Origin of the sequence: Agromyces sp. NPDC058484, assembly GCF_042720415.1 — a bacterium.
Taxonomy (GTDB): Bacteria; Actinomycetota; Actinomycetes; order Actinomycetales; family Microbacteriaceae; genus Agromyces.
In genome coordinates this window covers 130405-155352 of sequence record NZ_JBHXMP010000001.1, presented here as the reverse complement: position 1 = coordinate 155352, position 24948 = coordinate 130405, and the positions used below count along the sequence as shown (strand labels likewise).

The window sequence follows — 24948 nt, the reverse complement described above, 5'->3', positions numbered from 1 at the left end:
CGACGCTCCAGCCTACCGGATGCCGCGTCGCACGCCGCGGAGCGGGCGGCTCAGGCCGTGGGACCGGCCGTCGGCTGCGGTTCGCGCTGCTGCTGCTCGGGATCGCCCGACTCGGGCACGACCGGTAAACGGCTCGCCGCCCAGGCGGCGACCAGCGTGACGGCGGAGAGCAGGGCGAGCACGATGCCCGGGTGCCACCACGCGTACCCGGTCGCCTCACCGAGCGCGACGGTGACCAGGGGGACGAAGCCGCCGACGGTCGCCGCGATCGCGTACGACACGGACAGTGCCGAGTAGCGGAAGTGGTCGGGGAACAGGTCGTTCATGAGGCCGCCGAGCGCCGCCCACGACATGGTCGGCAGGATGCCGCCGACGATCATCGTGCCCACGAGGATCGGGAACGTCGCGAACTGGAGCATGAAGTACATCGGGAACGTGATGAGCAGCGTGCCCAGCGCGCCCCAGGCCACCACCCTCGCCGACCCGATGCGGCTCGCCCACGCGCCGAACAGCGGGATCGTGACGAGCTGAAGCAGGCCGCCGATGGTGGTCGCGATCAGGAGGTCCTGGAAGCTGAAGCCGAGCTCGGCGGCGCCGTAGTTGATCGTGTACGTGTTCATCAACGAGTAGGAGCCGATGCCGAGCATCGCCGCGCCGATCGCGATGACGATCGCGACGGGGCGCCGCGCGAACATCGTCGCGAAGGGGATGCGGTCGCGGCGCCCCTCGGCGACGACCTCCTTGAACACCGGCGTCTCGTCGATCGACCAGCGCAGGTAGAGCGACACGAGCAGCAGCGGGATGGCGAGCAGGAACGGGATGCGCCAGCCCCATGCGGCGATCTCCTCGGCAGGCAAAGCGAGCGTCATCACGATGAAGAGCGCAGCGGACAGGATCGAACCGACGGGGGAGCCGAGCTGCGGGATGGCGGCATAGAACGCGCGTTTGACCGGATTCGAGTGCTCGGTCGCCAGCAGGATGGAGCCGCCCCATTCGCCGCCGAGCGACAGCCCCTGCACGACGCGGAGCAGCACGAGCAGCACCGCGCCGAGCCATCCGGCTTGCGCGTACGTCGGCAGCACGCCGATGAGCCCGGTGGCGACGCCCATGATGCCGACGGTCCAGAGCAGGGTCGCGCGGCGCCCGAGCCGGTCGCCCATGTGGCCGAAGATCGCGGCGCCGATGGGGCGCACCACGAAGGCGAGCGCGATGGTCGAGAACGCGGCCAGCGTGCTGCCGAAGGCGCCCAACGGCTCGAAGAAGAGCGGGCCGACGAAGAACGCGGAGAAGTACGCGAAGACGTAGAAGTCGAACGATTCGAGCGAGGTACCGACCATCGACGCCCAGGCGACGCGCCTCACAGAGGTCGTCGGGGCCGCTGGGGACGTGGTGGGGGTTGCGGCGGTCACGGCGTTCATCTTGCCAGCGTGACCGACCCGCGACAACCAACTTGTTCGTATAGCAATAGAACAATATGATCTGAAAGTGCTGATTCGGATCGACCCGACGCTTCAGACCCCCCTGTTCGCTCAGCTGGCGTCCGCCGTCAGGGCCGCCATCATCGACGGACGGGTGGTCGGCGGCGAACCTCTCCCGGCAGCCCGTGTGCTCGCCCGAACGCTCGGCGTCAACATGCACACCGTGCTCCGCGGCTATCAGCTCCTGCGCGACGAGGGCCTCATCGAGCTGCAGCGCGGACGCGGGGCGGTGGTCGCGACGCGCATCGGCGGCCACGCCGCCCTCGCCGGCGCCGTGCACGACCTCGTCGACGAGGCGAAGCTCCACGACCTCCCCGAGAGTGCGCTGCTCGCACTCGTCAGCGAGGCGTACCGATGGACGCCGCCCGCGGCCGGCGTGCTCCGCGGCGTGCCGACACGGTAGTCTTGACGGCAACGACGTCGATCCGGCCATCACCGGGGAGTCTTCGGAAGAACGCGAGAACGGATGCCGCGAGGCATCCGCTCGCCGGTAGAACCGAACGGGCAGGCCCGTCACAGCCGACCATAGAGGGGCGAGTCGCTCCCGGCGGTCCCTGAGCTCGCCGAAGGGCCGGAGGGACGCGACTCGCAAGCGAGGTGGTACCGCGGCGGAGCTCGATCGAGCGGCCGGCGTCCTCGCGTGAGCATCCGTCCCTGCAAGGAGCGAGCGTGTACCCGCGTACCCCCGACGACCACGGTGTCGCCCCCTCACCCGACTTCCCGTCGATCGAGCGCGAGGTGCTCGAGTTCTGGAAGCGTGACGACACCTTCCAGGCGTCGATCGACCGGCGCGAGGGCGCACCCGAATGGGTCTTCTACGACGGCCCGCCGTTCGCGAACGGCCTGCCGCACTACGGGCACCTCCTCACCGGGTACGCGAAAGACCTCTTCCCCCGCTTCCAGACGATGCGCGGCCAGCAGGTGCACCGGCGGTTCGGCTGGGACACGCACGGTCTGCCCGCCGAGCTCGAGGCCGAACGCCAGCTCGGCATCACCGACAAGGCCGAGATCGAGCAGATGGGCATCGCGGCCTTCAACCAGGCCGCGCGCGACGCCGTGCTGCGCTATACGAACGAGTGGCAGGAGTACGTCACCCGGCAGGCGCGCTGGGTCGACTTCGACAACGACTACAAGACCCTCGACATCAGCTTCATGGAGTCGGTGATCTGGGCCTTCAAGACCCTTCACGACAAGGGCCTCGCCTACGAGGGCTACCGGGTGCTGCCCTACTGCTGGCGCGACCAGACGCCGCTGTCGAACCACGAACTGCGCATGGACGACGACGTCTACAAGAACGTGCAGGACCAGACGGTCACCGTCACCTTCCCGCTCACCGGCGTCAAGGCCGAGTCCCTCGGCCTCACCGCGGTTCGCGCGCTCGCCTGGACGACCACGCCGTGGACGCTGCCCACGAACTTCGCGCTCGCGGTCGGTCCCGGCATCGAGTACGCGGTCGTGCCGGCGGGCCCGAACGGCACGCCCGACGCGACCGTCAACCGCGAGAAGGCCGGTTGGGCCCCATCGACAGGCTCAGGGAGCGCCGACATCGAGGTGCTGGGCGCCGAGTACCTGCTCGCAGTCGACCTCGTGGGCGGCTACGCGAAGGACCTCGGGTACGACTCCGCCGACGACGCTCGCGCGGCCATCGCCCGAACCGTGCGGGGCTCGGAGCTCGAGGGCGTCACCTACGACCGTCTCTTCGACTACTACGCCGACGTCGAGCACTACGGGCTGCAGAACGCGTGGCAGATCCTCGTGGCCGACTACGTCACCACCGAGGACGGCACCGGCATCGTGCACCAGGCCCCCGCCTACGGCGAGGAGGACCAGCGGATCGCCGAGGCGGCCGGCATCCCGGTGGTCATCTCGCTCGACGACTCCGGGAGGTTCCTGCCGGCCGTCACGGATGTCGCAGGGCAGCTCTGGAGCGACGCGAACAAGCCGCTCACGCAGCTCCTGAGGGCCGAGGGACGCCTGCTCCGCCAGGCGAGCTACGAGCACTCCTACCCGCACTGCTGGCGCTGCCGCAACCCGCTCATCTATCGGGCGGTCTCGAGCTGGTTCATCCGCGTGCCCGAGTTCCGCGACGACATGGGGGAGCTGAACCAGGACATCAACTGGGTGCCCGACAACGTGAAGGACGGGCAGTTCGGCAAGTGGCTCGCAGGCGCCCGCGACTGGTCGATCAGCCGGAACCGCTACTGGGGCTCGCCGATCCCGGTGTGGAAGAGCGACGACCCCGAGCACCCCCGTGTCGATGTGTACGGTTCGCTCGAGGAGCTCGAACGCGACTTCGGCGCGCTGCCGACGAACACCGCGGGCGAGCCCGACCTGCATCGCCCGTACATCGACGAGCTCACCCGCCCGAACCCCGACGATCCGAGCGGCCGCTCGACGATGCGCCGCATTCCCGACGTGCTCGACGTCTGGTTCGACTCGGGTTCGATGCCCTACGCGCAGGTGCACTACCCGTTCGAGAACAAGGAGTGGTTCGACACCCACAACCCGGCCGACTTCATCGTCGAGTACATCGGGCAGACCCGCGGATGGTTCTACACCATGCACGTGCTGTCGACGGCGCTGTTCGGCCGGCCGGCGTTCGAGAACGTGGTGAGCCACGGCATCGTGCTCGGCTCAGACGGACAGAAGATGTCGAAGTCGCTGCGCAATTACCCTGACGTGAACGAGGTGTTCGACCGCGACGGCGCAGATGCGATGCGCTGGTTCCTGATGTCGAGTCCAGTGCTTCGCGGGGGCAACCTCGTCGTCACCGAGGAGGGCATCCGCGAGGGCGTGCGACAGCTCATGCTCCCGCTGTGGAGCACGTGGTACTTCTTCTCGCTCTACGCGAACACGGCGCGCCCTTCGGCGGGCTCAGGGACCGGCGGCTACGAGGCATCCCGCCGCACCGATTCGACGGATGTGCTCGACCGGTACCTGCTCGCTAAGCTCGGCGAGCTCATCACGGCGGTCACGGCCGATCTCGAGGCGTTCGACTCGCCCCTCGCGGCGGCCAAGCTCCGCGACTTCGGCGACGTGCTCACGAACTGGTACGTGCGCCGCTCGCGCGATCGGTTCTGGGCCGGCGTCGGCGACGACTCCCCGACGGGGCCCGGCGACCGCGGCGGCGAGGCCTTCGACACGCTCTTCACGGTGCTCGAGACGCTCACGCGGCTCGCCGCGCCGCTCCTGCCGCTCGTGACCGAGAAGGTCTGGCGTGGGCTCACCGGCGGGCGCAGCGTGCACCTGACCGACTGGCCCGATGCCGCGGAGTTCCCGTCCGATCCGGCGCTCACGGCCGCGATGGACGCGGTGCGCGAGATCAGCTCGAGCGCGCTCGCGCTGCGCAAGCAGGCCGGCCGCCGGGTGCGCCTGCCGCTGGCGAAGCTCACGGTCGTCACGACGGATGCCGCGGCGCTGCGTCCGTTCGAGGGGATCCTCCGCGACGAGCTCAACGTGAAGTCGGTCGACCTCGTGCAGCTCGACGAGTCGAGCGCCGAGGCCTACGGCGTGACGAAGCGGCTGAGCGTGAACGCGCGCGCCGCGGGCCCCAGGCTCGGCAAGTCGGTGCAGCAGGCGATCCGGGCCGCCCGCGAGGGTGACTGGGCGCTCGACGGCGACACGGTGGTCGCGGGGGGCATCCCCCTCGAGCCGGCGGAGTACGAGCTCGTCCTCGAGGCCGGTTCCGGCGACGGCGCGGGTGCGCTCGCGCTGCTCGCCGACGGCGGATTCGTCATCCTCGACACCGGCACGACGCCCGAGCTCGAGGCCGAGGGCCTCGCGCGCGACGTCGTCCGTGCCGTCCAGGAGGCGCGCAAGGCCGCCGGCCTCGCGGTCGGCGACCGCATCCGGCTCGGCCTCACCCTCGACGGCGACGGCGCCGACGCCGCCGGGCGCCACCGCGAGCTCATCGCCCGCGAGACGCTCGCGGTCGAGCTCGACATCGAGCCCTCCGTCGACCTCTCGGGCGCGGCGGCGGCGCGCCCGGTCGGCGACGGTTCGTCGCTCCTCGTGGATCTGGAGAGACTGTGACCGACGCATCCGACTTCGACGACGCCGCGGCGCGCGACGCGGCCGATGCCGTCTACGAGGCGCTCATCGCCCGTGTCGGCGAGGGATCGCCCCGTCCGCGGCTCGCGCCCACCCGCCGCACGGTCGAACTGCTGGGCGACCCCCACCGCGCTGCACCGGTCATCCACATCACCGGCACGAACGGCAAGACCTCGACGAGCCGGATGATCGAGAGCCTGCTCCGGGCATCGGGCCTTCGCCCCGGCCTCCTCACGAGCCCGCACCTGGAGCGTTTCACCGAGCGCATCCGCATCGACGGGGAGTCGATCTCCGATGAGGCCGTCGCTCGCAACTGGGAGGAGATCCTCCCGTTCATCGCGATCGTCGACGCCGAACTCGAGGACGCGGGCGAGGAGGCGCTCACCTTCTTCGAAGCGCTGACCGTGCTCGCGTTCGCGTGCTTCGCGGACGCGCCGGTCGACGTCGTCGTGCTCGAGGTGGGCATGGGCGGGGAGTGGGACTCCACCAACGTCGCCGACGGGCAGGTCGCCGTCTTCACGCCGATCGACCTCGACCACCAGGCCCGGCTCGGCACGACCATCACCGAAATCGCGCGCACCAAGTCGGGCATCATCAAGCCCGCGGCATCCGTCGTCTCAGCGAAGCAACCCGATGCGGCGCTCGCCGTGCTCGAGGACGCGGCCGAGCTCACCGAGTCGACGCTCGCCGTCGAGGGCGACGCGTTCGACGTGCTCGAGTCGCGTGTCGCCGTGGGCGGCCAGCTCGTGTCCATCCGCGGGCTCGCGGGGGAGTACCGCGATATCCCGCTGCCGTTGTTCGGCCGCCATCAGGCCGAGAACGCCGCGGTGGCGATCGCGGCCGTCGAGACGTTCATCGGCAGCGGCCGGCTGCGGCTCGCCACCGAGGTGGTGGAGGGAGGCCTCGGCGCGGCCGCTTCGCCCGGTCGCCTCCAGGCGGTCGGTTCCGAGCCCGTCGTCATCGTGGATGCCGCGCACAACCCGCACGGGGCGGAGGCACTCGTCGCCGCGCTCGACGAGTACTTCGACTTCGACGAGGTCGACTTCGTGTTCGGCGTGCTCGCCGACAAGGACGCCGTGGGCATCGTCGACGTGCTCGCCCGCACCGGTGGGCGGTTCACCGTCACGAGGCCCGAATCGGAGCGGGCGCGGGATGTCGCCGAACTCGCCGCGATCGTGGCCGCGCGCGTCGGCGCCGACCGCGTGCAGCAGTCGGAGCGACTCGACGACGCGCTCGACGACGCCCGCGCCTGGGCCGCCGAGGCGCCGAAGCGTGCGGTGGTGGTCACCGGCTCGATCGCCCTCGTCGGCGAGGCCATGTCGATCGCCGCCGACCGTGGCTGGGGCCGCGCGTGAACGACACCACGACGCCCGCCCCCGAACCTGCGAACGAACCCGCGCCCGAGCCTGCGCCCCGGCCGCGATCCCTCCGCAGAATGCTCGCGTCGATGCTGCTGACCTTCGAGATCGTCGTGGTGTTCCTCGCCGCGCTCGTGATCTGGGGGCTCGCGCCCACCGAGAACAGCACGTTCGGACTGCCGCCGTGGGTCGCGCTGGCGGCCGGCGGCGTGCTGATCCTCGGGCTCATCGCGACCATCGGGCTGTTGCGGCATCCGTGGGCCTACGCGGTGGGCTGGGTGCTGCAGGCACTCATCATCGCCGCGGGGTTCCTCAATCCGGCGATGTTCTTCGTCGGCGCGCTCTTCGGCGGAATGTGGTGGTACGCCATGGTCGTCGGCGCACGAATCGATCGAGACAGGACGGCGACCGCCGCCGATCCGGGGAAGGAACAGGAATGACCACCGCCATCGAGGAGACCCTCGTGCTCGTGAAGCCCGACGGCGTCGCACGCAACCTGACCGGCGAGATCCTGCGGCGCATCGAGGCGAAGGGATACTCGCTCGTCGACATCCGTCTCGTGCAGGCCGATCGCGAGCTGCTCGCGAAGCACTACGCCGAGCACGAGGGCAAGCCGTTCTACGAGCCGCTCGTGGAGTTCATGCAGTCCGGCCCTGTCGTGGCGATGCGAGTGGCGGGCAACCGCGTGATCGAGGGGTTCCGCATCCTCGCCGGCACCACCGACCCGACGACCGCGGCACCCGGCACGATCCGCGGCGACTTCGGGCGCGACTGGGGCCTGAAGGTGCAGCAGAACCTCGTGCACGGGTCGGACTCGGTCGAGTCGGCCGAGCGGGAGCTCGACCTCTGGTTCGCCTGAGCGGATGCCGCGGGCCGGCCGGGTGCGCCGGCCGGCCTGCACAGGTCGGCGGCGAGTCGCCGCAGTTGTTCAGCGGAAGAGGTTCTGCAGGTCGATCAGCACGCGCGGGATCGCGTTGATCTGCAGCTGCGCGAGCACGATCACGATCACGTAGCAGACGACGGTGATGAGCGGAATCCATCTGAACCCCTCGGCCGCCAGCCGTCGTACGCGTGCCGACGCCGGAATATGCCCCTCGCGGAGGCTGTGCAGCGCGACCGCGAGGAAGACCGGAATGGTCACCGCCCACGTGAGCATGCACCACGGGCAGAGCACGTCGAGCACGTAGATGCTCTGGGCGATCAGCCAGCCGACGAAGACGAGCGCGCCAGTGACGCCGATCGTGAAGCCGACCCAGAACCAGCGCGCGAATCGTGCGCCCGCGAGCAGGGCGACGCCGATCGTGATGACCACCGGCCAGGCCATGAGGCCGACGAAGGGGTTCGGGAAGCCGAAGACCGCGCCCTGCCAGGAGTCCAGGTTCACGCCGCACCCGACGAGCACGCCCACGTCGCACGCGGGAACGTGGTCGGGATCGGCGAGCAGCAGCACCTTCTCGATCGAGAGCTCCAACGCCGCGACGAGCCCGAGCGCCCCCGCGATGATCAGGAACACCGCGAACGCGACGGGTCGCGACCGTCGGGAGGAGTCGGGCATGGTCGTATTCTGGCATGCCGTTTCCACACGACCCTGTGCGACCGTGCGATAATCGAAGGAGTCGTCCGGGCCGCGCCCGGCACGGCGCCAATGAAGGCTTTGAGGATGCACCGCATCCGAGTGAGCGGTCGCATGCACCGCGAGACGTGGCGATACAGGCATCCTGCCGGTCGCAGTACTGAAGGATTGGCGGTTCCGCGCACGGCGCTGAACCGCTCGAGACGAGAACGGGGCGGATGGCGCGGCCATTCGAATCCGTCGTAGGAGTGCACCAGAGATGGTGGAAGGCAACGAGAACAACACGAACGAACCCGAATCCGGCAGCGTCCCCAGGCGACGTGGCGGGCTCTTCGGCTCCCGCCGCGCAGGACGCGCCCGGGCCGGCGTGGAACGCGCCGCGACGACCGGCCGCGGCGAACCCCCGGTCGCCCTCGCGCCGGACGAGCGCGAAGACGTCGCCGAGTCCGCTTCAGCGGTCACCGCGGAGACCGTAGCGGATGCCGCGGGCGTGGTCGGAGAGGCCGCCGCGGCATCCGAGGCCGACGCCGTCGCCGGACGTGCTCCCGACGAGGCACCCGCCGGCGAGGAGACCGGCGTCGAAGATGCCTTCGACGAGGCATCCGACTCCGCGGGATCCGACTCGGAAGCAGCCGCCGACGTGGCATCCGAGCCGGTGCCGGCCCCGGTCTCGCCCATCCCCGCCACGCTGACGACCACCACGCTGATCTTCCACGCCCCGCCCGTGCTGGTGCCGTCCGATCGTCCCGAGCGCCCCGAGCGCCGCGATCACGTCGGCGGTGGCGACGGCGAGGAGTCTTCGAGCGTGCGCCGGCGCACCCGTCGCAGGAGCGGCGAGGAGGGTCGAGCCGGCGGCGATGAGCCGGCCAACACCGTCGTGAAGGTGCGCAAGCCCCGCGAACCCGAGCTCATCACGGAGCCGCAGAAGGTCAAGGGCTCGACGCGCCTCGAGGCGAAGAAGCAGCGCCGTCGCGACGGTCGTGACGCGGGTCGTCGCCGCGCGGTCATCACCGAGGCGGAATTCCTCGCGCGCCGCGAGTCCGTCGACCGCCAGATGGTCGTGCGAGCGAAGGCCGGTCGCATCCAGATCGGCGTGGTGGAGGACGACGTGCTCGTCGAGCACTACGTCGCCCGCAACCAGGAGGCCTCGCTCATCGGCAACGTCTACCTCGGTCGCGTGCAGAACGTGCTGCCGAGCATGGAGGCAGCCTTCGTCGACATCGGACGCGGCCGCAACGCGGTGCTCTACTCGGGCGAGGTCGACTGGGACGCCGCCGCCGAGAACGGCGAGAAGAACCAGCCCCGCCGCATCGAGCTCGCCCTGAAGCCCGGCGATCGCGTGCTCGTGCAGGTCACGAAGGACCCGGTGGGCCACAAGGGCGCACGCCTCACGAGCCAGGTGTCGCTGCCCGGCCGCTACCTCGTCTACGTGCCGAACGGCTCGATGAACGGCATCAGCCGCAAGCTCCCCGACACCGAGCGTGCTCGTCTGAAGAAGATCCTGAAGGAGGTGCTCCCCGAGAACGTCGGCGTCATCGTCCGCACCGCGGCCGAGGGCGCCACCGAGGAGCAGCTGACCCTCGACGTCAATCGCCTCATCGCCCAGTGGGCCGACATCTCGACCCAGCTCGAGAAGGTGCAGGCGCCTGCACTCCTGCACTCCGAGCCCGATCTTCTGATCAAGATCGTTCGCGACGTCTTCAACGAGGACTTCCAGAAGATGATCATCTCGGGCGACGAGGCGCGCGAGACCATCGAGCGGTACCTCCGCGCCGTCGCACCCGACCTGCTCGAGCGCGTCGAGGCCTACGCCGGCGAGCGCGACGCGTTCGACGAGTTCCGCATCTCCGAGCAGATCGAGAAGGCGCTCGACCGCAAGGTGTGGCTGCCATCGGGCGGTTCGCTCGTCATCGACCGCACCGAGGCGATGACCGTCGTCGACGTGAACACCGGCAAGTTCGTCGGCTCGGGCGGAAACCTCGAGGAGACCGTCACGAAGAACAACCTCGAGGCGGCCGAGGAGATCGTGCGCCAGCTGCGGCTTCGCGACATCGGCGGCATCATCGTCGTCGACTTCATCGACATGGTGCTCGAGTCCAACCGCGACCTCGTGCTGCGGCGCCTCGTCGAGTGCCTCTCCCGAGACCGCACGAAACACCAGGTCGCAGAGGTCACCTCGCTCGGCCTCGTGCAGATGACCCGCAAGAAGCTGGGCCTCGGCCTCCTCGAGTCGTTCAGCGAGCCGTGCGAGGTCTGCGCGGGCCGCGGCATCATCGTGCACCACGAGCCGATCATGAAGCACCGCTCGTCGCAGCAGGCCGAGCGGGGCCGCGGGCGCGGCGGTCGTGGCGGCGGACGCGAGCCGCAGGCTCCCGCTTCCACGCCCGCGGCGCACGCCGGAACGCACGCGATCACGGAAGACGTGAAGCACGCGCTCGCGCAGATCGCCGCGTCGACGATCCCGCACGCCGAGCACAAGCCGGTCGGAGGCGAGGTCGGAGTGTCCGCGACCGCCGAGCCGGCGGGCGCAGCCGTCGCACCCTCCGCACCTGATGCCGAGGGTGAGCCGAAGGCCGCATCGGGTCGCCGGCGTGGCCGTCACCGTCGCGTGACACAGGAGCAGGGCGCCGCGGGACCGTCGCCGGATGCCACGGCCGCTGCCGCGCCCGCGCCCGAGCAGCCCGCCGAGCCGGCGCGACGCCCTGAGCCGGAGCCGGGGCCGGGGCAGCCCGCCGGGCGGTCAGCGCCCCCCGCCGCACCGATCGTAGAACTTCCACCGGTCGTGCCCGCAGAGCGCCAGCGACCCGTGCGCATCGAGGACGCCGAGGTGCTCCTCGACTCAGTGCTCGACGCGCTGCCGCCGAAGAAGGCAGGGGAGGGACGCTCGCGCAGCCGCCGCGTGTCGACCGCCGCGCTCAGCACTGCAGGAGCGGCTCCCGTCATCACGCACGCCGACGGCTCGCCGGCTTCGTCGGGTGGCGACGACTCAGCCGAGTGACGACCACCGGGCGCGCCGCTCGCGCGGCGTGACCCGGAGTCCGCTCGCGGCGAGCCGGCGCACGAGCTCCCGCGGGGACACCGGCTCGGCGCCGGCGGCCACGAGCTCGTCGTAGCGTTCGGCGGGCACGTCGTAATGGTCGAGGTCGAAGGCGCGGGGCGGGAGCCCAGCCCGTTCGGCGAACTCCCTGAGCTCGGCGATCGAGCGGTCGCTCACGAGGTGCGCCCAGACCGTGCCGTGCTTCGGCCAGAGCGGCGTGTCGATGAGCACCGTCATGCGGCCGATCCTACGGGCCGGGTGCCCGCCACGCGCGGGTGACGCGCGTTTGACCGACCATGGGTCGTCGGCTAAACTCGACCGTTGGTGCCACCGCTTATCCCGGTGCGCCCGCACAGTTTTCTGGCAGTGACGACCCTCCTTCCCGCTGGGGTCCCGCGCAGTGACATCCCCATCAGGCAGTGACATTTACCAGCTAATGGAGCCCCGGCTCCCCAGAGATAGGTACGAGTAGTGGTTTACGCAGTAGTGCGCGCCGGCGGTCGGCAGGAGAAGGTCGAAGTCGGCACCATCGTGACGATGGACCGCATCCAGGCCGACAAGGACGGCAACGTCGAGCTCACCCCGGTGCTCCTCGTCGACGGCGAGAAGATCACCTCCGACGCCGAGTCGCTCGCGAAGGTCACGGTCACTGCCGAGGTCCTGAGCGACCTCCGCGGCCCCAAGATCGTGATCCAGAAGTTCAAGAACAAGACCGGCTACAAGAAGCGCCAGGGCCACCGTCAGGAGCTCACGCGCGTCAAGATCACCGGCATCAAGTAGCCCGCGGCTCGCAAGGAGAAACAGACATGGCACACAAAAAGGGAGCGAGCTCGACTCGCAACGGTCGTGACTCGAACGCGCAGCGCCTCGGCGTGAAGCGCTTCGGCGGGCAGGTCGTCAGCGCGGGCGAGATCCTCGTCCGCCAGCGCGGCACCCACTTCCACCCGGGTGCGGGCGTCGGTCGCGGCGGCGACGACACCCTCTTCGCGCTCGAGGCCGGAGCCGTGCAGTTCGGCAACAAGGGCGGCCGCAAGGTCGTCAACATCGTGGCGGCCGGCGAATAGTCGACCGATCGGTCGTGTGAGGGCGGGCTTCGGCTCGCCCTCACGCGTTTTCACCCGTTGGAGGGATGCAGCATGGTCAGCTTCGTCGACGAGGTGACGCTGTTCGTGCGCGCCGGTCACGGCGGGAACGGCTGCGTCTCGGTGCGCCGTGAGAAGTTCAAGCCACTCGCCGGCCCCGACGGCGGCAACGGCGGGCACGGGGGCGACATCGTGCTCGTCGCCGACCCGCAGGTCACGACACTCCTCGCGTACCACGGGCGTCCCCACCGGTCCTCGGCGAACGGCCAACCGGGCATGGGCGACAATCGCTCCGGCGCTGCGGGCGAGCTCCTCGAGCTTCCCGTGCCGGTCGGCACCGTCGTGAAGGACCCCGGCGGCGCGGAGCTCGCCGACCTCTCCGAGCCGGGCATGCGGTTCGTCGCCGCGCCCGGGGGGCAGGGCGGGCTCGGCAATGCCGCGCTCGCGTCGACGAAGCGCAAGGCGCCCGGGTTCGCGCTCCTCGGCACCCCCGGGTTCGAAGGCGAAGTCACGCTCGAGCTGAAGACGATCGCGGATGTCGCGCTCGTCGGGTTCCCCTCGGCAGGCAAGTCGAGCCTCATCGCAGCGCTCTCCGCCGCTCGTCCGAAGATCGCCGACTACCCGTTCACCACGCTGCATCCGAATCTCGGCGTCGTGCAGGCTGGCGATCACCGCTTCACCGTCGCCGACGTGCCGGGGCTCATCGAGGGCGCGAGCGAGGGAAAGGGCCTCGGGCTCGAGTTCCTCCGTCACGTCGAACGCTGCGCGGCGCTCCTGCACGTGATCGACTGCGCCACGCTCGAGCCGGGTCGCGACCCGATCAGCGACCTCGACGTCATCCTCGGCGAGCTCGGCGCGTATCCGGTGCCCGAGGGCCAGGTGCCCCTTCGCGACCGGCCGCAGCTCATCGCGCTGAACAAGGTCGACGTGCCCGAGGCGCGCGATCTCGCGGAACTTGTGCGCCCCGAGCTCGAGTCGCGCGGCTACCGCGTCTTCGAGATCTCGACGGTGAGCCACGAGGGCCTTCGCCGGCTGGGATACGCGCTCGGCGAAGTCGTCGACACGGCGCGAGCGGATGCCGCGGCCGCACCCGAGGCGCCCCGCATCATCATGCGGCCGAAGGCCGTCGACGACTCCGGCTTCGTGGTTCGACCCGAGGGAGGCAGCTACGGCACGCTGTACCGCGTGCTGGGAGCGAAGCCCGAGCGATGGGTGGCCCAGACCGACTTCACCAACGACGAGGCCGTCGGCTTCCTCGCCGACCGCCTCGCGCGTCTCGGCGTGGAGGACGAGCTCGTCCGCGCCGGTGCGGTGGCCGGGTCCACGGTCGTCATCGGGTCAGGTTCGGGCGTCGTCTTCGACTGGGAGCCCACGCTCACCTCGACCGCGGAGCTCATCACCGCACCGCGCGGTTCCGACATCCGACTCGATGAGAACCGGCGTGCGACACGTGCCGAGCGCCGCAGCGAATACCACGAGCGCATGGATGCGAAGGCCGAGGCGCGCGCCGAGCTCCAGCGCGAGCGAGACGCGGGCCTCTGGTCCGACGAGACGGCCGACACGATGGACGAGACCGCGGCCGAGCCGGCGGATGAGCCGGTGATCGACGCCGCACCGCGGGAGGACGAACGGTGACCCCCCGAACGCGCGCAGAGATCCGTGACGCGAAGCGCATCGTCGTGAAGGTCGGCTCTTCGTCGATCAGCGGAGAGAATGCGGGCCAGATCGGCCCGCTCGTCGACGCGCTCGCCGGCGCGCACGAACGCGGCGCCGAGATCGTGCTCGTCTCGTCGGGCGCGATCGCCACGGGCATGCCGTACCTGCGGCTCGACGAACGGCCCACCGACCTCGCCACACAGCAGGCCGCGGCATCCGTGGGGCAGAACCTGCTCGTGTTCCGCTACCAGGACTCGCTCGACCGGTACGGCATCGTCGCCGGCCAGGTGCTCCTCACCGCGGGCGACCTCGAGCACTCGACGCCGCGCTCGAACGCCCAGCGCGCAATGGATCGGCTGCTCGCCCTGCGCATCCTGCCGATCGTGAACGAGAACGACACCGTCGCGACCCACGAGATCCGCTTCGGAGACAACGACCGGCTCGCGGCGCTCGTGGCCGAGCTCATCGGCGCCGACCTGCTCGTGCTCCTCTCCGATGTCGACGCGCTCTACACGAAGCCCCCGCACCTTCCGGGCGCCGAGCGCATCGCCCAGGTCCCGTTCGGCGATGCGCTCGCGGGCGTCGAGATCGGGTCGGCCGGCCGTGCCGGCGTCGGCACCGGGGGGGCCGAGACGAAGGTGTCGGCGGCGCGCGTCGCGGCGGAGGCCGGCGCGGCTGTGCTGATCACGGCGACGAGCCTCGTCAGCGAGGCGCTCGCAGGCGCTGAGCTCGGCACCTGGTTCGACGCCGCCCCCGGGCGTCACGCGACCGACGGGGACGCGACGCTCGCCTAGGCTGGTGTCATGGAGCAACCCGACCTCGACACGGTGATCGACGCGCGCCTCGCCGCAGCGAAGGAGGCGTCGTACCGCCTCGCGCAGGCGACGACGGCCGAGAAGGACGCCGCGCTCGAGAAGGTCGCCGAGATCCTCCGCGAACGCACCGCCGACATCATCGCGGCCAACCGGCTCGACCTCGAAGCCGGGCGCGAGTCGGGCCTCGCGACCGGGCTCCTCGACCGCCTGCAGCTCGACGAACGCCGGGTGGGGGCCCTCGCCGACGCCGTCCTCGAGGTCATCGCGCTCACCGACCCCATCGGCGAGACCGTGAGCGGCAGGTCGTTGCCGAGCGGCGTGCGGATCGATCAGGTTCGCGTTCCGCTCGGAGTGGTGGGCGCGATCTACGAGGCGCGACCCAACGTCACCATCGACATCGCGGTGCTCGCGCTGAAGAGCGGCAACGCGGTCGTGCTTCGCGGCGGCACCGCCGCCGAGCAGACCAACCGCGTGCTCCTCGACGTGCTCCGCGCCGCCCTCGACTCCGTCGGCCTGCCCGTCGGCGCCGTGCAGACCGTCGACGACTTCGGCCGTGACGGGGCCCGCCACCTCATGCAGGCGCGCGACTACGTCGACGTGCTCATTCCGCGAGGCAGCGCGGGGCTCATCCGGGCGGTCGTCGACGAAGCGCGGGTGCCAGTCATCGAGACCGGCGCCGGCGTCGTGCACATGTTCCTCGACGCGAGCGCGCGCGAAGACTGGTCGGTCGAGCTCGTGCACAACGCGAAGGTGCAGCGTCCGAGCGTGTGCAACGCGCTCGAGACGCTGCTCGTGCACCGAGACGCCGCCGAGCGGCTGCTGCCCGCCGTGCTCGACCGGCTCGAGGCATCCGGAGTCACAGTCCACGCCGACGAACGGGTGCGCGCCCTTCGCCCCGAAGCCGTCGCGGTCACCGACGAGGACTGGGCGACCGAGCACATGAGCCTCGACCTCTCGGTCGGCATCGTCGACTCGATGGACGACGCCCTCGCCCACATCCGGCGCTATTCCACCCGGCACACGGAGTCGATCGTGACCAACGACCTCGGCAACGCCGAGCGATTCCTGAACGAGGTGGATGCCGCCGCCGTCATGGTGAACGCATCGACACGGTTCACCGACGGCGCCGAGTTCGGCTTCGGCGCCGAGGTCGGCATCTCCACGCAGAAGCTGCACGCGCGCGGCCCCATGGGACTGCCCGAGCTCACGAGCACGAAGTGGATCGTGCGCGGCGCCGGGCACGTTCGCGCCTGACCTCGCTGATAGGTCATGAGAGGGGTGTTCCCTCGATCGAGGCTGACTTGGCCGGCGTGTGGGAAGGTGTCAACGTGGAGCACGCGCAGCGCAGCGAGCATGAACGACGTTGACACCGACGAGCGCAGGCTGATGATGGGCCGTCGAGGGGATGGTCTGACTCGACGGCGGTGACGCGTCGAGCCTTCTCTGGTCGGTGAGGAGGCCGGTCATGTCGGTACTTCAGGTGGCGCTTGAGCCTTCGACGGTGGTGGTGGCGGTCGATCCGGGAAAGGTGATGAACCGGGTCTGGGTCAGTGACGGGGCCGGTTTGCTCGAGGATCCGGTGTCGTTGCCGGTGGCGCGGTCGGGGATCGCGGCGCTGGAGAAGATGCTTGCAGTGCATGGCGGGGAGCGGGTATTCGCGATCGAGGCGACCGGGAGCTTGCATCGGGCGTGGGTGGCCGAGTTGGAGCGGCTGCATCCCGGTGCGATCCGGCTGTTCGCGCCCTCGGAAACGAAGTCCGCGCGCACCCAACTGGGGTCGGGCAGGTTCAAGACCGATGACCGCGATTGCGCGGCATTGACCTACCTGACCCGGCAGGGCATGGGCCGCCGACCGGTCGAGGAGCAACCGGTCGAGGGACTTCGTTCGGCGGTCCGTTACCGCCGAGGGCTGGTCGCGGAGCGCAAGAAGGCTCAGCAGCGGCTGCATGACCAACTCAACGCGCTGGTCCCCGGGCTGTCGGCACCGGCCGGACACGGCCGGGAACTGGCGATCGAACGGCCCACCGGGCAGGCCGTGCTCGCGTGCGTGGTGGCGTTCGCAGGACGTGCGCCGTCGACCCGGTCGCTGATCGCCAGATCGCCTGGCCGGCTGAGCAAGGCGGCGGCCGAGTACTGGGTCAGCCGGTGGCGGGACTGCCTGCCACCACCATCGGACGCCCTGGCACGGGCGCAACGTCTGGGGCGAGACCTGGCCCGCTACCGGATCCTGCAGGCCGACGTGGCCGCGGTCGAGGACGAGATCGCCACGCTGCTGGCCGGTACCGATGGGCAGGTGCTGACCAGCCTGCCCGGGGTCGCGGCGACCAGGGCCGCCGCGTTCGCCGCGCACAGCTTGCCGATCGCCCGGTTCCCCGATGCCGAGCATCTGTACTCGGCGACCGGGCTGGCGCCGGCAATGTACGAGTCGGCGACCCTGCGCCGCCGCGGAGGGATCTCCCGGCAAGGTCTGGCCGAGCACCGCGACGCACTGATGGGCATCGCTCAGGGCCTGTCCCGGTACTCGCCCTCGTTCGCTGAACGCGACGCCGAACTTCGTGCTCGCGGTATGGCGCCTATCCAGGCCCGCGTCGCGCTGGCCCGCAACGCGTGCCGGCTAATCTACCGGATGCTCCTGACCCAACAGCCTTTCGATGAAGGGGCGTATCGTCGAGGAAGGCTCAGCCGCGGACGGTGACGGCCACGGTCGCTATGCCGCTCGACGGCGCAACCTAGCTTGCCGCCCATCCGCGCCGGGCCGCCTCACACGGCGAACACGAAAGCCTGCCGCTCCACGGCGCCTGATCAGCCTGCCGAACCCAACAGGCGGCCCGAGCCGGATCCGACAACCTGCGCTTCATCGCAAACCCCACCAGCCGTGCGCCAGTCGAGACGCATCGGCTGATGCAATACGCCCAAATGACACTTGACGCGCAGTGCGAAAGCTAGACTGTCACGAGCAACACCCGGGATCTCGAAAGGAACGGCGAATGAGCCTCACGACCGCAGTGCTGACCGGCACGGTGCTGACCGAGACGGTGCACGCGAGGGAGCTCCCCATCGAGTCGTGGGTCTACGGGCTCATCGCGCTCGTCGTCTTCGCCGCGCTGGCGTTCGTCGTCGCCTCGTACCGCGACGTGGCGAACCGGCACCGCAGCAAGGCCGAGGCCTACGCGGCCCGTCACGGCGGGGGCGAGCACGGCGGCCACTGAGCGGGCGCTCTCGTGATGACGGGCGAGGATCGCCGGCCGCGCGTCGGCGTCATGGGCGGCACGTTCGACCCCATCCACCACGGCCACCTCGTCGCCGCGAGCGAGGTGGCGCAATCGCACGGGCTCGACGAGGTGATCTTCGTGCCGACCGGCGCGCCGAGCTACAAGTCGGTCGTGACATCGCCTGAGCACCGCTACCTGATGACCGTCATCGCGACGGCGTCCAACCCGCGATTCACGGTGAGCCGCGTCGACATCGATCGCCGCAAGCCGACGTTCACGATCGACACGCTGCGCGACATCCGTGCCGAACGGCCCGAGGCCGACCTGTACTTCATCACCGGCGCCGATGCGATCGCGCAAATCCTCTCCTGGAAGGACGTCGCCGAGCTCTGGGAGCTCGCCCACTTCGTGGCTGTGACTCGCCCGGGTCATGTGCTGTCCGTTTCGGGTTTGCCCGAGCAAGACGTAAGCTTGCTTGAGGTTCCGGCACTCGCGATCTCGTCGACCGACTGCCGAGACCGGGTGCGCCGGGGCTTCCCGGTGTGGTACTTGGTGCCCGATGGGGTCGTCCAGTACATCTCCAAGCACCACCTCTATCGGAGTGTCGAATGACGTCGTCACAGGAACCGCCGCTGACGCGCCGCGAGCTGCGTGAGCGCGAACGCCTGCGGGAGCAGCAGGCCGCCACGTCGACTCCGGATGCCGCTGCAACGACTCCTGCGCCTGCAGCGCCCTCGCGGCAGCCCGCCTCGACTCCGCCCGCGGCCGCAGTCACGACGCCCGCTCCGGCGAACCCGTTCGCGCCACGTTCCCAGCCCGAGCCGCAGGCGCCCGCGCCCGGGCGGTACCCCGATGCGGTCGAACCAGAACCGCCCACGCCCGAGCGCACGCTCACCCGACGCGAGTTGCGCGCCATTCTCGACGCGAACTCGGCTGACTTCTTCGACCTCGAATCCGAGGATGAGTCCGTTGAACCGACGTCTCGGCCGGCAGCTGCGGCCGCAGCCGTTCCGGCGGCTCCGTTCCCGTCGCATCAGGCCGCGCACGTTCCGGCGCCGGCGCCGACTCGCGCCCCGACTCCGCACCAGATCTCCGAGTCCGCCATCGCCGACGAGCCGGTCGCCGCGCCGAAGCCGGTGGGTCACTGGACCGACCAGCTCAACGCGCCCGTCGACCGCGCCGAGCCGTTCGACCAGCTGCTCTCCCGCGGGGCCGTGAGTCACGGCGTGCCGACCACGACGAACGCTCTCATCCTCCCGACGCTGCCCGACCACGGGCCACTGGGTGACTCGATCGCGTCGAGCGGCGAGGTGATCATCACGGGTTCGGTCGACCTGCCACGAAGCTACGGCGCGACCGGCGTGCACCCCAGCCAGATCGACTCGAGCGATGTCGACCGCCTCTTCGACCAGGTGGAGGACGGCGCAGGGATCGGCGCGCCCGTCGCAGCCACCCGGGCGATAAGCACCCAGGGGGCTGCCCGCGCGATGATGGCCCCGCCGAAGAAGGAGGGAATGAACGTTCCCCTGGTGCTCGCCGTCACCGCGGGCGTGCTCGCGCTCGGCGTCGTCGCGGCGCTCGTCATCGGCGCCGTCGCCGGTCTCTTCTGAGCCGGTTCCACAGTCCCTCGTCCAGCTTCCGGAAGTGAGCGTATGACCGCATCCGACCAGGCACTCGACTCGCTCGCACGTGCGGCGCGAGCCGCGGATTCGAAGGGTGGCGAAGACCTCGTGGCCCTCGACGTGTCAGGGCCCCTGCCGTTCGCCGATGTGTTCCTCCTCGTGACCGGCAATTCCGAACGCAACGTCGTCGCGATCGCCGACGAGGTCGAGGACGTGCTCCGCGAGGCCGGCGTGAAGACGCTCCGCAGGGAGGGACACGACGCAGGTCGTTGGATCCTGCTCGACCTGGGCGACCTCGTCGTGCACGTCTTCCACCGCGAGGAGCGCCTCTACTACGGCCTCGAGCGGCTGTGGAGCGATTGTCCGGCGGTGCCGGTGGCGCCGCTTCTCTCCGCCGGGAACTGAGCCCCGGGGCATCCGCTCACTGACAGCGGCCTCGATCTCACTCGATTTCTTCGGAGAGCCGGGGCTGGTGTAAGCTCGATTCGTTGCCTCGCACGGGGCGCATGGGTCTGTGGCGCAGCTGGTAGCGCACCTGCATGGCATGCAGGGGGTCAGGGGTTCGAGTCCCCTCAGATCCACCATGTATCTTCGGGATCCGACTGATTCCGCAACTCGACGTCGCCACCGCGGTGGAGGCGTTGGCGGGCGGCGGCGCGCTTCCTTGACCCCTCTGTCGCTGCGGCCCACAATTGGGGGGTCTGCCGTTTGCAAGGGGAGTGGGGAACGAATGACCGACTCGTACGCTCGTCCGATCGTCGACCAGGGGGCCGTGCCAGGGAGAACCGCGACGCCGCAGGGCGATGACACGGTGGTGCTGCCACAGCCCTCGCCTCAGCCGCAGCAGGCGGAACCGCGCGGCCCGTCGGCGCGTCCCGGCGCGAACGTCTGGGGCCGCGACCTGCGGTTCATGCTCGTCGTGCTCGCCGCGATCGTCGTGTTGTTCCTCGCATTCGCGCTATTGATCGCGTTCAGCCCGACGGGGGCGGCCATCAGTGCCCTGGCCATCATCGCCGCGCCGATCGCCACGATGGTGGCGGCGTACTACGGAATCTCCCTCGCGCTTCGACAGGTGAGCGATGCCCGGAACGCGGCTGAAGCAGCAGACGCGCGTGCCCGCGCCGCCGAGGTGAGCGCGCGGGAGTCCGACGCGTGGGCGGCACAGATGGAGTCAGGCCTCCGCGTCGCGGTGGCGAAGTTGAAGGCCGACGGCCAGAACACCCGCGACATCGAACGCGCCGCGGGCACGCCCGACGAGTTCTTCTAGTCGCGTATTCGAGGCTCGCGACGCTCAGTGTCGGCGGAGCGCCATTCGTCGGTCGGTCAGAGCTCGGCGAGCAGCGACACGGGGCGCTCGATGCATCGGGAGACGAAGGTGAGGAAGGCCGCGGCCTCGGCTCCGTCGCAAACCCGGTGGTCGAACGACAGCGTCAACTCGGTGACCGTGCGCACCGCGACTTCGCCGTCGATCACCCACGGCCGCTCGACGAGCCGGCCGACGCCGAGCATCGCCGCCTCGGGGTGGTTGATGATCGCCGCTGACCCGTCCACGCCGAGCGTGCCGTAATTGTTGAGCGTGAAGGTGCCGCCCGTGAGCGCCGAGGGTGGGAACGCGCCCGATTCCGCCTCCTCGCTGTGCGCAGTGATGCCGTCACGAAGCTCGCGCAGCGACATCCGCTCGGCCCCGTGCACGACCGGCACGAGCAGCCCGCGCGGAGTCTGCGCGGCGATGCCGAGGTTGACGGCGCCGTGCATGACGATCTCCGCGCGCTCGGCGTCGAAGCTCGAGTTCAGCAGCGGATGTCGCGCGAGCCCGGCCACGACGAAGCGCGCGACGATCGCGGTGACGCCGAAACGTTCGCCGGTCGCCTCCTGCAGTTGGCGCCGGGCGGCGAGCAGCCCGGTGGCGTCGGCATCCATCCACACGGTCGCCTCGGGGATCTCGCGGCGCGATCGTGAGAAGTGCGCGGCGGCGGCCCGGCCCATGCGGTCGAGCGGCACGCGCTGGTCGCCGGCGGCTGCGGTGCGAGCGGCGGTGGATGTCGCGGCCGGCGCGGATGTCACGGCCGGCTCGGCACCGGATGTCGCTGCCAGGGCCGCTGCCGGCGTCGGCGTCGGCGACGCGTCAACCTCGAGTTCGCGCACGAACGACTCGACATCGCGACGCATCACGAGGTGGTCGGGGCCCGAGCCCGAGAGCTGGCTCGCCTCGAATCCGTGCTCACGCGCGATGCGGCGCACGATCGGCGAGACGACGGGGGAGCGGCGGGTCGGATCGAGACGTGGCGGACCCGAGGACGGACGTGCGCCCACGGTCGTCGTGGCGGCCGCCGCTCCGCGCCTGCCGAATCGGGCGGGCGCCGACGCCGCACGCTTGGTCGCCGCGGTCGCGCGGGTTCCGTAGCCGATCAGCACGGCGCCGGATTCCTCGGTGGCGGTGCCGGTCGGCACCGCCACGCCGGGCTCGGCGGGTTCGGGCACGTTCGCGGGCGCGGCATCCGTCGCCGATTCGGCGGCCGCGGCATCCGTCGCCGAAGTCGCAGCCTCGGTGACATCTGCCGGTGCGGGCGCACCACCGCTGCCGGCGGGCGTGAGCGTCATGAGCACGGTGCCGGCGTGCAGCACCTGCCCGACCTCGCCGCCGAGCGTCTCGACGACACCGGCGAACGGCGTGGGCAGCTGCACGACGGACTTCGCCGACTCCAGCTCGACGACCGGCTGGTCGATCGCGACCTCATCGCCGGGCGACACGAGCCACGCGACGATCTCGGCCTCGGTGAGACCCTCGCCGAGATCGGGAAGGATGAAGTCGCGGCTCATTCCCACTCCCAGGTGTCGAGCGCGGCGAGGACCCGGTCGGGCGTGGGCAGGTGGTACTCCTCGAGCTTCGGCGACGGGTAGGGGATGTCGAATCCCGTGATGCGCAGGACGGGCGCGGCGAGGTGGTGGAAGTTCCGTTCGGTCACGCGTGCGGCGACCTCGGCGCCGTAGCCGCCGAACTGCGCGGCCTCGTGGATCACGGCGGCGCGCGAGGTCTTGCGCACGGATGCCCCGACGGTCTCGTCGTCGAAGGGGGAGAGGCTGCGCAGGTCGACGACCTCGACGCTGAGCCCCTCGGCCGCGGCGGCGTCGGCGGCTTCGAGCGCGGTGCGCACGGTGGGCCCGTACGCGAGCAGGGTCACCTCGGTGCCCTCGCGCACGACGACCGCGCTGTCCATCGGTGCCGTCGTGACCGGCAGTGCGAGGGGCGCCTTCGACCAGTACCGGCTCTTCGGCTCCATGAAGACGACGGGGTCGTCGCTGTCGATCGCCTCGCGGAGCATCGAGTAGGCGTCGGCCGGGTTCGAGGGCATCACGACGGTGAGGCCCGGGGTGGCCGTCCAGTACGACTCGGACGAGTCGGAGTGGTGCTCCACACCCCCGATCGCACCGGCACACGGGATGCGTACGACCATCGGCAGCGACATCCGGCCCTTCGTGCGATTCCGCATCTTCGCGACGTGCGAGACCATCTGCTCGAACGCGGGGTAGCTGAACGCGTCGAACTGCATCTCGACGACGGGCCGCATGCCGTACATCGCCATGCCGACGGCCGTGCCGACGATGCCCGCCTCCGCGAGCGGCGAGTCCCAGATTCGGTCGTCGCCGAAGCGCTCCTGCAGGCCCTCGGTGACGCGGAAGACGCCACCGAGCGGGCCGACGTCCTCGCCGTAGACGACGACTCGGTCGTCGGCCGCCATCGCATCACGCAGCGCGGCGTTCAGCGCGCCCGCCATCGTGAGCTGCGTCGGCGCGGATGCCGCGGGCGTGTCGTGCGCCGTCGCCGTCGCGGTCATCGGGCGGCTCCGGCGGGCTGGGTGGCGTGGCCCTGTGCGGCTTCGGCGAGCTCGGCCTCGAGGCGGGCGCGCTGCTCGGCGAGCGCTGCGCGCGGACGACTGTACACGTGGTCGAAGAGCTCGAGCGGGTCGAGGTCGGCCTCGGTCGTCATCACCTCGCGCGTGTGGGCGGCGACCGCCTCCGCGGCATCCGCGATCTCGGCGCGCACCGACTCGGAGAGCGCACCCTCGGAGACGAGGTACTTCTCGAGGCGTTCGATCGGGTCGCGGCGCTTCCAGTGCTCGACGTCGCGGGCGGTGCGGTAGCGCGTCGGGTCGTCGGAGTTCGTGTGCGCCTCGATGCGATAGGTGAGGCCCTCGATGAGGGTCGGCCCTCCGCCCGAGCGAGCACGCTCGACGGCGGCGCGGGCGACCGCGTACATCGCCGCGACGTCGTTGCCGTCGACGTGGAAGCCCGGCATCCCATAGCCGACCGCCTTGTCGGCGAGGGTGGTCGCGCGGGTCTGGCGTGAGAGGGGCACGCTGATGGCGAACTGGTTGTTCTGCACGAGGAACACCGTGGGCGTCTGCCAGACGGCCGCGAAGTTGAACGCCTCATGCGCATCGCCTTCGCTGGTCGCCCCGTCGCCGAGGTAGGTCATCGTCACGATCGGATCCTGCCGCAGGCGTGCGGCGTGCGCGAGGCCGACGGCGTGCAGCGCCTGGGTCGCGAGCGGCGTCGCCTGCGACGCGCAGCGGTGCGCGTGCTGGTCGTAGCCGTTGTGCCAGTCGCCGCGGAACGACTGCAGGATGTCGGCCGGGTCGATGCCACGGGTGAGCAGCGCGATCGTGTCGCGGTAGGTCGGGAAGAACCAGTCGCGCGCCTCGATCGCCGTGATCACGCCGATCTCGCACGCCTCCTGGCCATAGGCGGAGGGATAGGTGGCGAGCCGGCCCTGCTTGGTGAGCGCGGTGACCTGCACGTCGAAGCGGCGCGCGACGACCATCTTCCGGTAGAGGTCGAGGAGCACGTCGAGATCGGGCAGCGCGAAACCACCGGTCGCCGCGCCATGCACGGCGTGGCCCGCGTTGTCGAGGAGCCGGATGGGCTTCTCGGAGGGGAGGGCGCGTGTGCTCTGATGCTCGACATTGAGGCTCATGGACTCCATGTTCCGCCCCTTCGGCGGCGCGCGCAGGGGGTCCCGGCGAAGCGTGAACGAACGGCTCTACCGCCCCGAAAGCGGTGCCAT

At 70.5% G+C, this 24948-nt stretch carries 23 protein-coding genes and 1 tRNA gene; 18 read left to right on the top strand and 6 right to left on the bottom strand.

Features of this window, described 5'->3' with window-relative positions; all coding sequences use genetic code 11:
• Positions 1-50 precede the first annotated feature (50 nt).
• Positions 51-1418 (bottom strand): MFS transporter, encoded by a 1368-nt coding sequence (locus tag ACFWN7_RS00745; protein ID WP_376936737.1) that lies wholly within the window; start codon positions 1416-1418, stop codon positions 51-53.
• A 67-nt stretch (positions 1419-1485) separates the two neighbouring features.
• Here ACFWN7_RS00745 and ACFWN7_RS00740 point away from each other — a divergent pair, with 67 nt between their 5' ends.
• The 5 genes from ACFWN7_RS00740 (at position 1486) to ndk (ending at position 7745) form a co-directional block, all read left to right on the top strand.
• Positions 1486-1881, top strand: coding sequence for a GntR family transcriptional regulator (locus tag ACFWN7_RS00740; protein WP_376936736.1), 396 nt, complete (start codon positions 1486-1488; stop codon positions 1879-1881).
• 266 nt (positions 1882-2147) lie between these two features.
• Positions 2148-5510, top strand: coding sequence for an isoleucine--tRNA ligase (locus ACFWN7_RS00735; protein WP_376936735.1), 3363 nt, complete (start codon positions 2148-2150; stop codon positions 5508-5510).
• Positions 5507-6883, top strand: coding sequence for a bifunctional folylpolyglutamate synthase/dihydrofolate synthase (locus tag ACFWN7_RS00730; protein ID WP_376936733.1), 1377 nt, complete (start codon positions 5507-5509; stop codon positions 6881-6883). The genes ACFWN7_RS00735 and ACFWN7_RS00730 overlap by 4 nt, the downstream gene beginning before the upstream one ends.
• Positions 6880-7326, top strand: coding sequence for a DUF4233 domain-containing protein (locus ACFWN7_RS00725; protein WP_376936732.1), 447 nt, complete (start codon positions 6880-6882; stop codon positions 7324-7326). Before ACFWN7_RS00730 ends, ACFWN7_RS00725 begins: the two co-directional genes overlap by 4 nt.
• A complete protein-coding gene (gene ndk, locus ACFWN7_RS00720) occupies positions 7323-7745 on the top strand; it encodes a nucleoside-diphosphate kinase (protein ID WP_376936731.1) in 423 nt (140 codons plus the stop codon). Before ACFWN7_RS00725 ends, ndk begins: the two co-directional genes overlap by 4 nt.
• A 69-nt stretch (positions 7746-7814) precedes the next feature.
• On the opposite strand, the gene ACFWN7_RS00715 is transcribed toward ndk, so the two are convergent.
• The gene (locus ACFWN7_RS00715; protein WP_376936730.1) at positions 7815-8441 is read right to left on the bottom strand and encodes a vitamin K epoxide reductase family protein; all 627 of its coding nucleotides are present in this window, start codon (positions 8439-8441) and stop codon (positions 7815-7817) included.
• Positions 8442-8718: 277 nt separating this feature from the next.
• On the opposite strand from ACFWN7_RS00715, the gene ACFWN7_RS00710 reads away from it, so the two are divergent.
• Positions 8719-11457 (top strand): Rne/Rng family ribonuclease, encoded by a 2739-nt coding sequence (locus tag ACFWN7_RS00710; RefSeq protein WP_376936729.1) that lies wholly within the window; start codon positions 8719-8721, stop codon positions 11455-11457.
• Here ACFWN7_RS00710 and ACFWN7_RS00705 read toward each other — a convergent pair.
• Entirely contained in the window at positions 11446-11733 is a 288-nt protein-coding gene (locus ACFWN7_RS00705; protein ID WP_376936728.1) for a DUF4031 domain-containing protein, read from the bottom strand. The genes ACFWN7_RS00710 and ACFWN7_RS00705 overlap by 12 nt on opposite strands.
• Before the next feature lie 234 nt (positions 11734-11967).
• Here ACFWN7_RS00705 and rplU point away from each other — a divergent pair, with 234 nt between their 5' ends.
• From rplU to ACFWN7_RS00645, 12 genes are all read left to right on the top strand, one after another.
• A complete protein-coding gene (gene rplU, locus ACFWN7_RS00700) occupies positions 11968-12276 on the top strand; it encodes a 50S ribosomal protein L21 (protein WP_376936727.1) in 309 nt (102 codons plus the stop codon).
• Positions 12277-12302: 26 nt separating this feature from the next.
• Entirely contained in the window at positions 12303-12560 is a 258-nt protein-coding gene (gene rpmA / locus ACFWN7_RS00695) for a 50S ribosomal protein L27 (RefSeq protein ID WP_130352862.1), read from the top strand.
• Positions 12561-12632: 72 nt separating this feature from the next.
• Positions 12633-14213, top strand: a complete 1581-nt coding sequence (gene obgE, locus ACFWN7_RS00690; protein ID WP_376936726.1) for a GTPase ObgE — start codon at positions 12633-12635, stop codon at positions 14211-14213.
• Positions 14210-15028: a glutamate 5-kinase gene (gene proB / locus ACFWN7_RS00685; protein WP_376936725.1), complete on the top strand. Its 819-nt coding sequence runs from the start codon at positions 14210-14212 to the stop codon at positions 15026-15028. The genes obgE and proB overlap by 4 nt, the downstream gene beginning before the upstream one ends.
• Positions 15029-15037: 9 nt before the next feature.
• Positions 15038-16303, top strand: coding sequence for a glutamate-5-semialdehyde dehydrogenase (locus ACFWN7_RS00680; protein WP_376936724.1), 1266 nt, complete (start codon positions 15038-15040; stop codon positions 16301-16303).
• Between the two features lie 211 nt (positions 16304-16514).
• Complete coding sequence (locus ACFWN7_RS00675; protein WP_376936723.1) at positions 16515-17744, top strand: IS110 family transposase; 1230 nt, start codon at positions 16515-16517, stop codon at positions 17742-17744.
• 292 nt (positions 17745-18036) lie between these two features.
• A complete protein-coding gene (locus ACFWN7_RS00670) occupies positions 18037-18258 on the top strand; it encodes a hypothetical protein (RefSeq protein ID WP_376936722.1) in 222 nt (73 codons plus the stop codon).
• A gap of 15 nt (positions 18259-18273) precedes the next feature.
• A complete protein-coding gene (gene nadD, locus ACFWN7_RS00665; protein WP_376936720.1) occupies positions 18274-18873 on the top strand; it encodes a nicotinate-nucleotide adenylyltransferase in 600 nt (199 codons plus the stop codon).
• The gene (locus tag ACFWN7_RS00660) at positions 18870-19871 is read left to right on the top strand and encodes a hypothetical protein (RefSeq protein WP_376936719.1); all 1002 of its coding nucleotides are present in this window, start codon (positions 18870-18872) and stop codon (positions 19869-19871) included. The genes nadD and ACFWN7_RS00660 overlap by 4 nt, the downstream gene beginning before the upstream one ends.
• A gap of 42 nt (positions 19872-19913) precedes the next feature.
• Positions 19914-20288, top strand: a complete 375-nt coding sequence (rsfS, locus tag ACFWN7_RS00655) for a ribosome silencing factor (RefSeq protein WP_376936718.1) — start codon at positions 19914-19916, stop codon at positions 20286-20288.
• A gap of 103 nt (positions 20289-20391) precedes the next feature.
• Positions 20392-20467: transfer RNA gene (locus ACFWN7_RS00650), tRNA-Ala, on the top strand.
• A 146-nt stretch (positions 20468-20613) separates the two neighbouring features.
• Complete coding sequence (locus ACFWN7_RS00645; RefSeq protein WP_376936717.1) at positions 20614-21150, top strand: hypothetical protein; 537 nt, start codon at positions 20614-20616, stop codon at positions 21148-21150.
• 56 nt (positions 21151-21206) lie between these two features.
• Here ACFWN7_RS00645 and ACFWN7_RS00640 read toward each other — a convergent pair whose 3' ends face one another.
• The 3 genes from ACFWN7_RS00640 to pdhA are packed head-to-tail and all read right to left on the bottom strand — an operon-like array spanning position 21207 to position 24867.
• Complete coding sequence (locus tag ACFWN7_RS00640) at positions 21207-22703, bottom strand: dihydrolipoamide acetyltransferase family protein (protein WP_376936716.1); 1497 nt, start codon at positions 22701-22703, stop codon at positions 21207-21209.
• Positions 22700-23719 (bottom strand): alpha-ketoacid dehydrogenase subunit beta, encoded by a 1020-nt coding sequence (locus ACFWN7_RS00635; protein ID WP_376936715.1) that lies wholly within the window; start codon positions 23717-23719, stop codon positions 22700-22702. Before ACFWN7_RS00635 ends, ACFWN7_RS00640 begins: the two co-directional genes overlap by 4 nt.
• Positions 23716-24867 (bottom strand): pyruvate dehydrogenase (acetyl-transferring) E1 component subunit alpha, encoded by a 1152-nt coding sequence (pdhA, locus tag ACFWN7_RS00630; protein WP_376936714.1) that lies wholly within the window; start codon positions 24865-24867, stop codon positions 23716-23718. Before pdhA ends, ACFWN7_RS00635 begins: the two co-directional genes overlap by 4 nt.
• Positions 24868-24948: the final 81 nt, after the last annotated feature.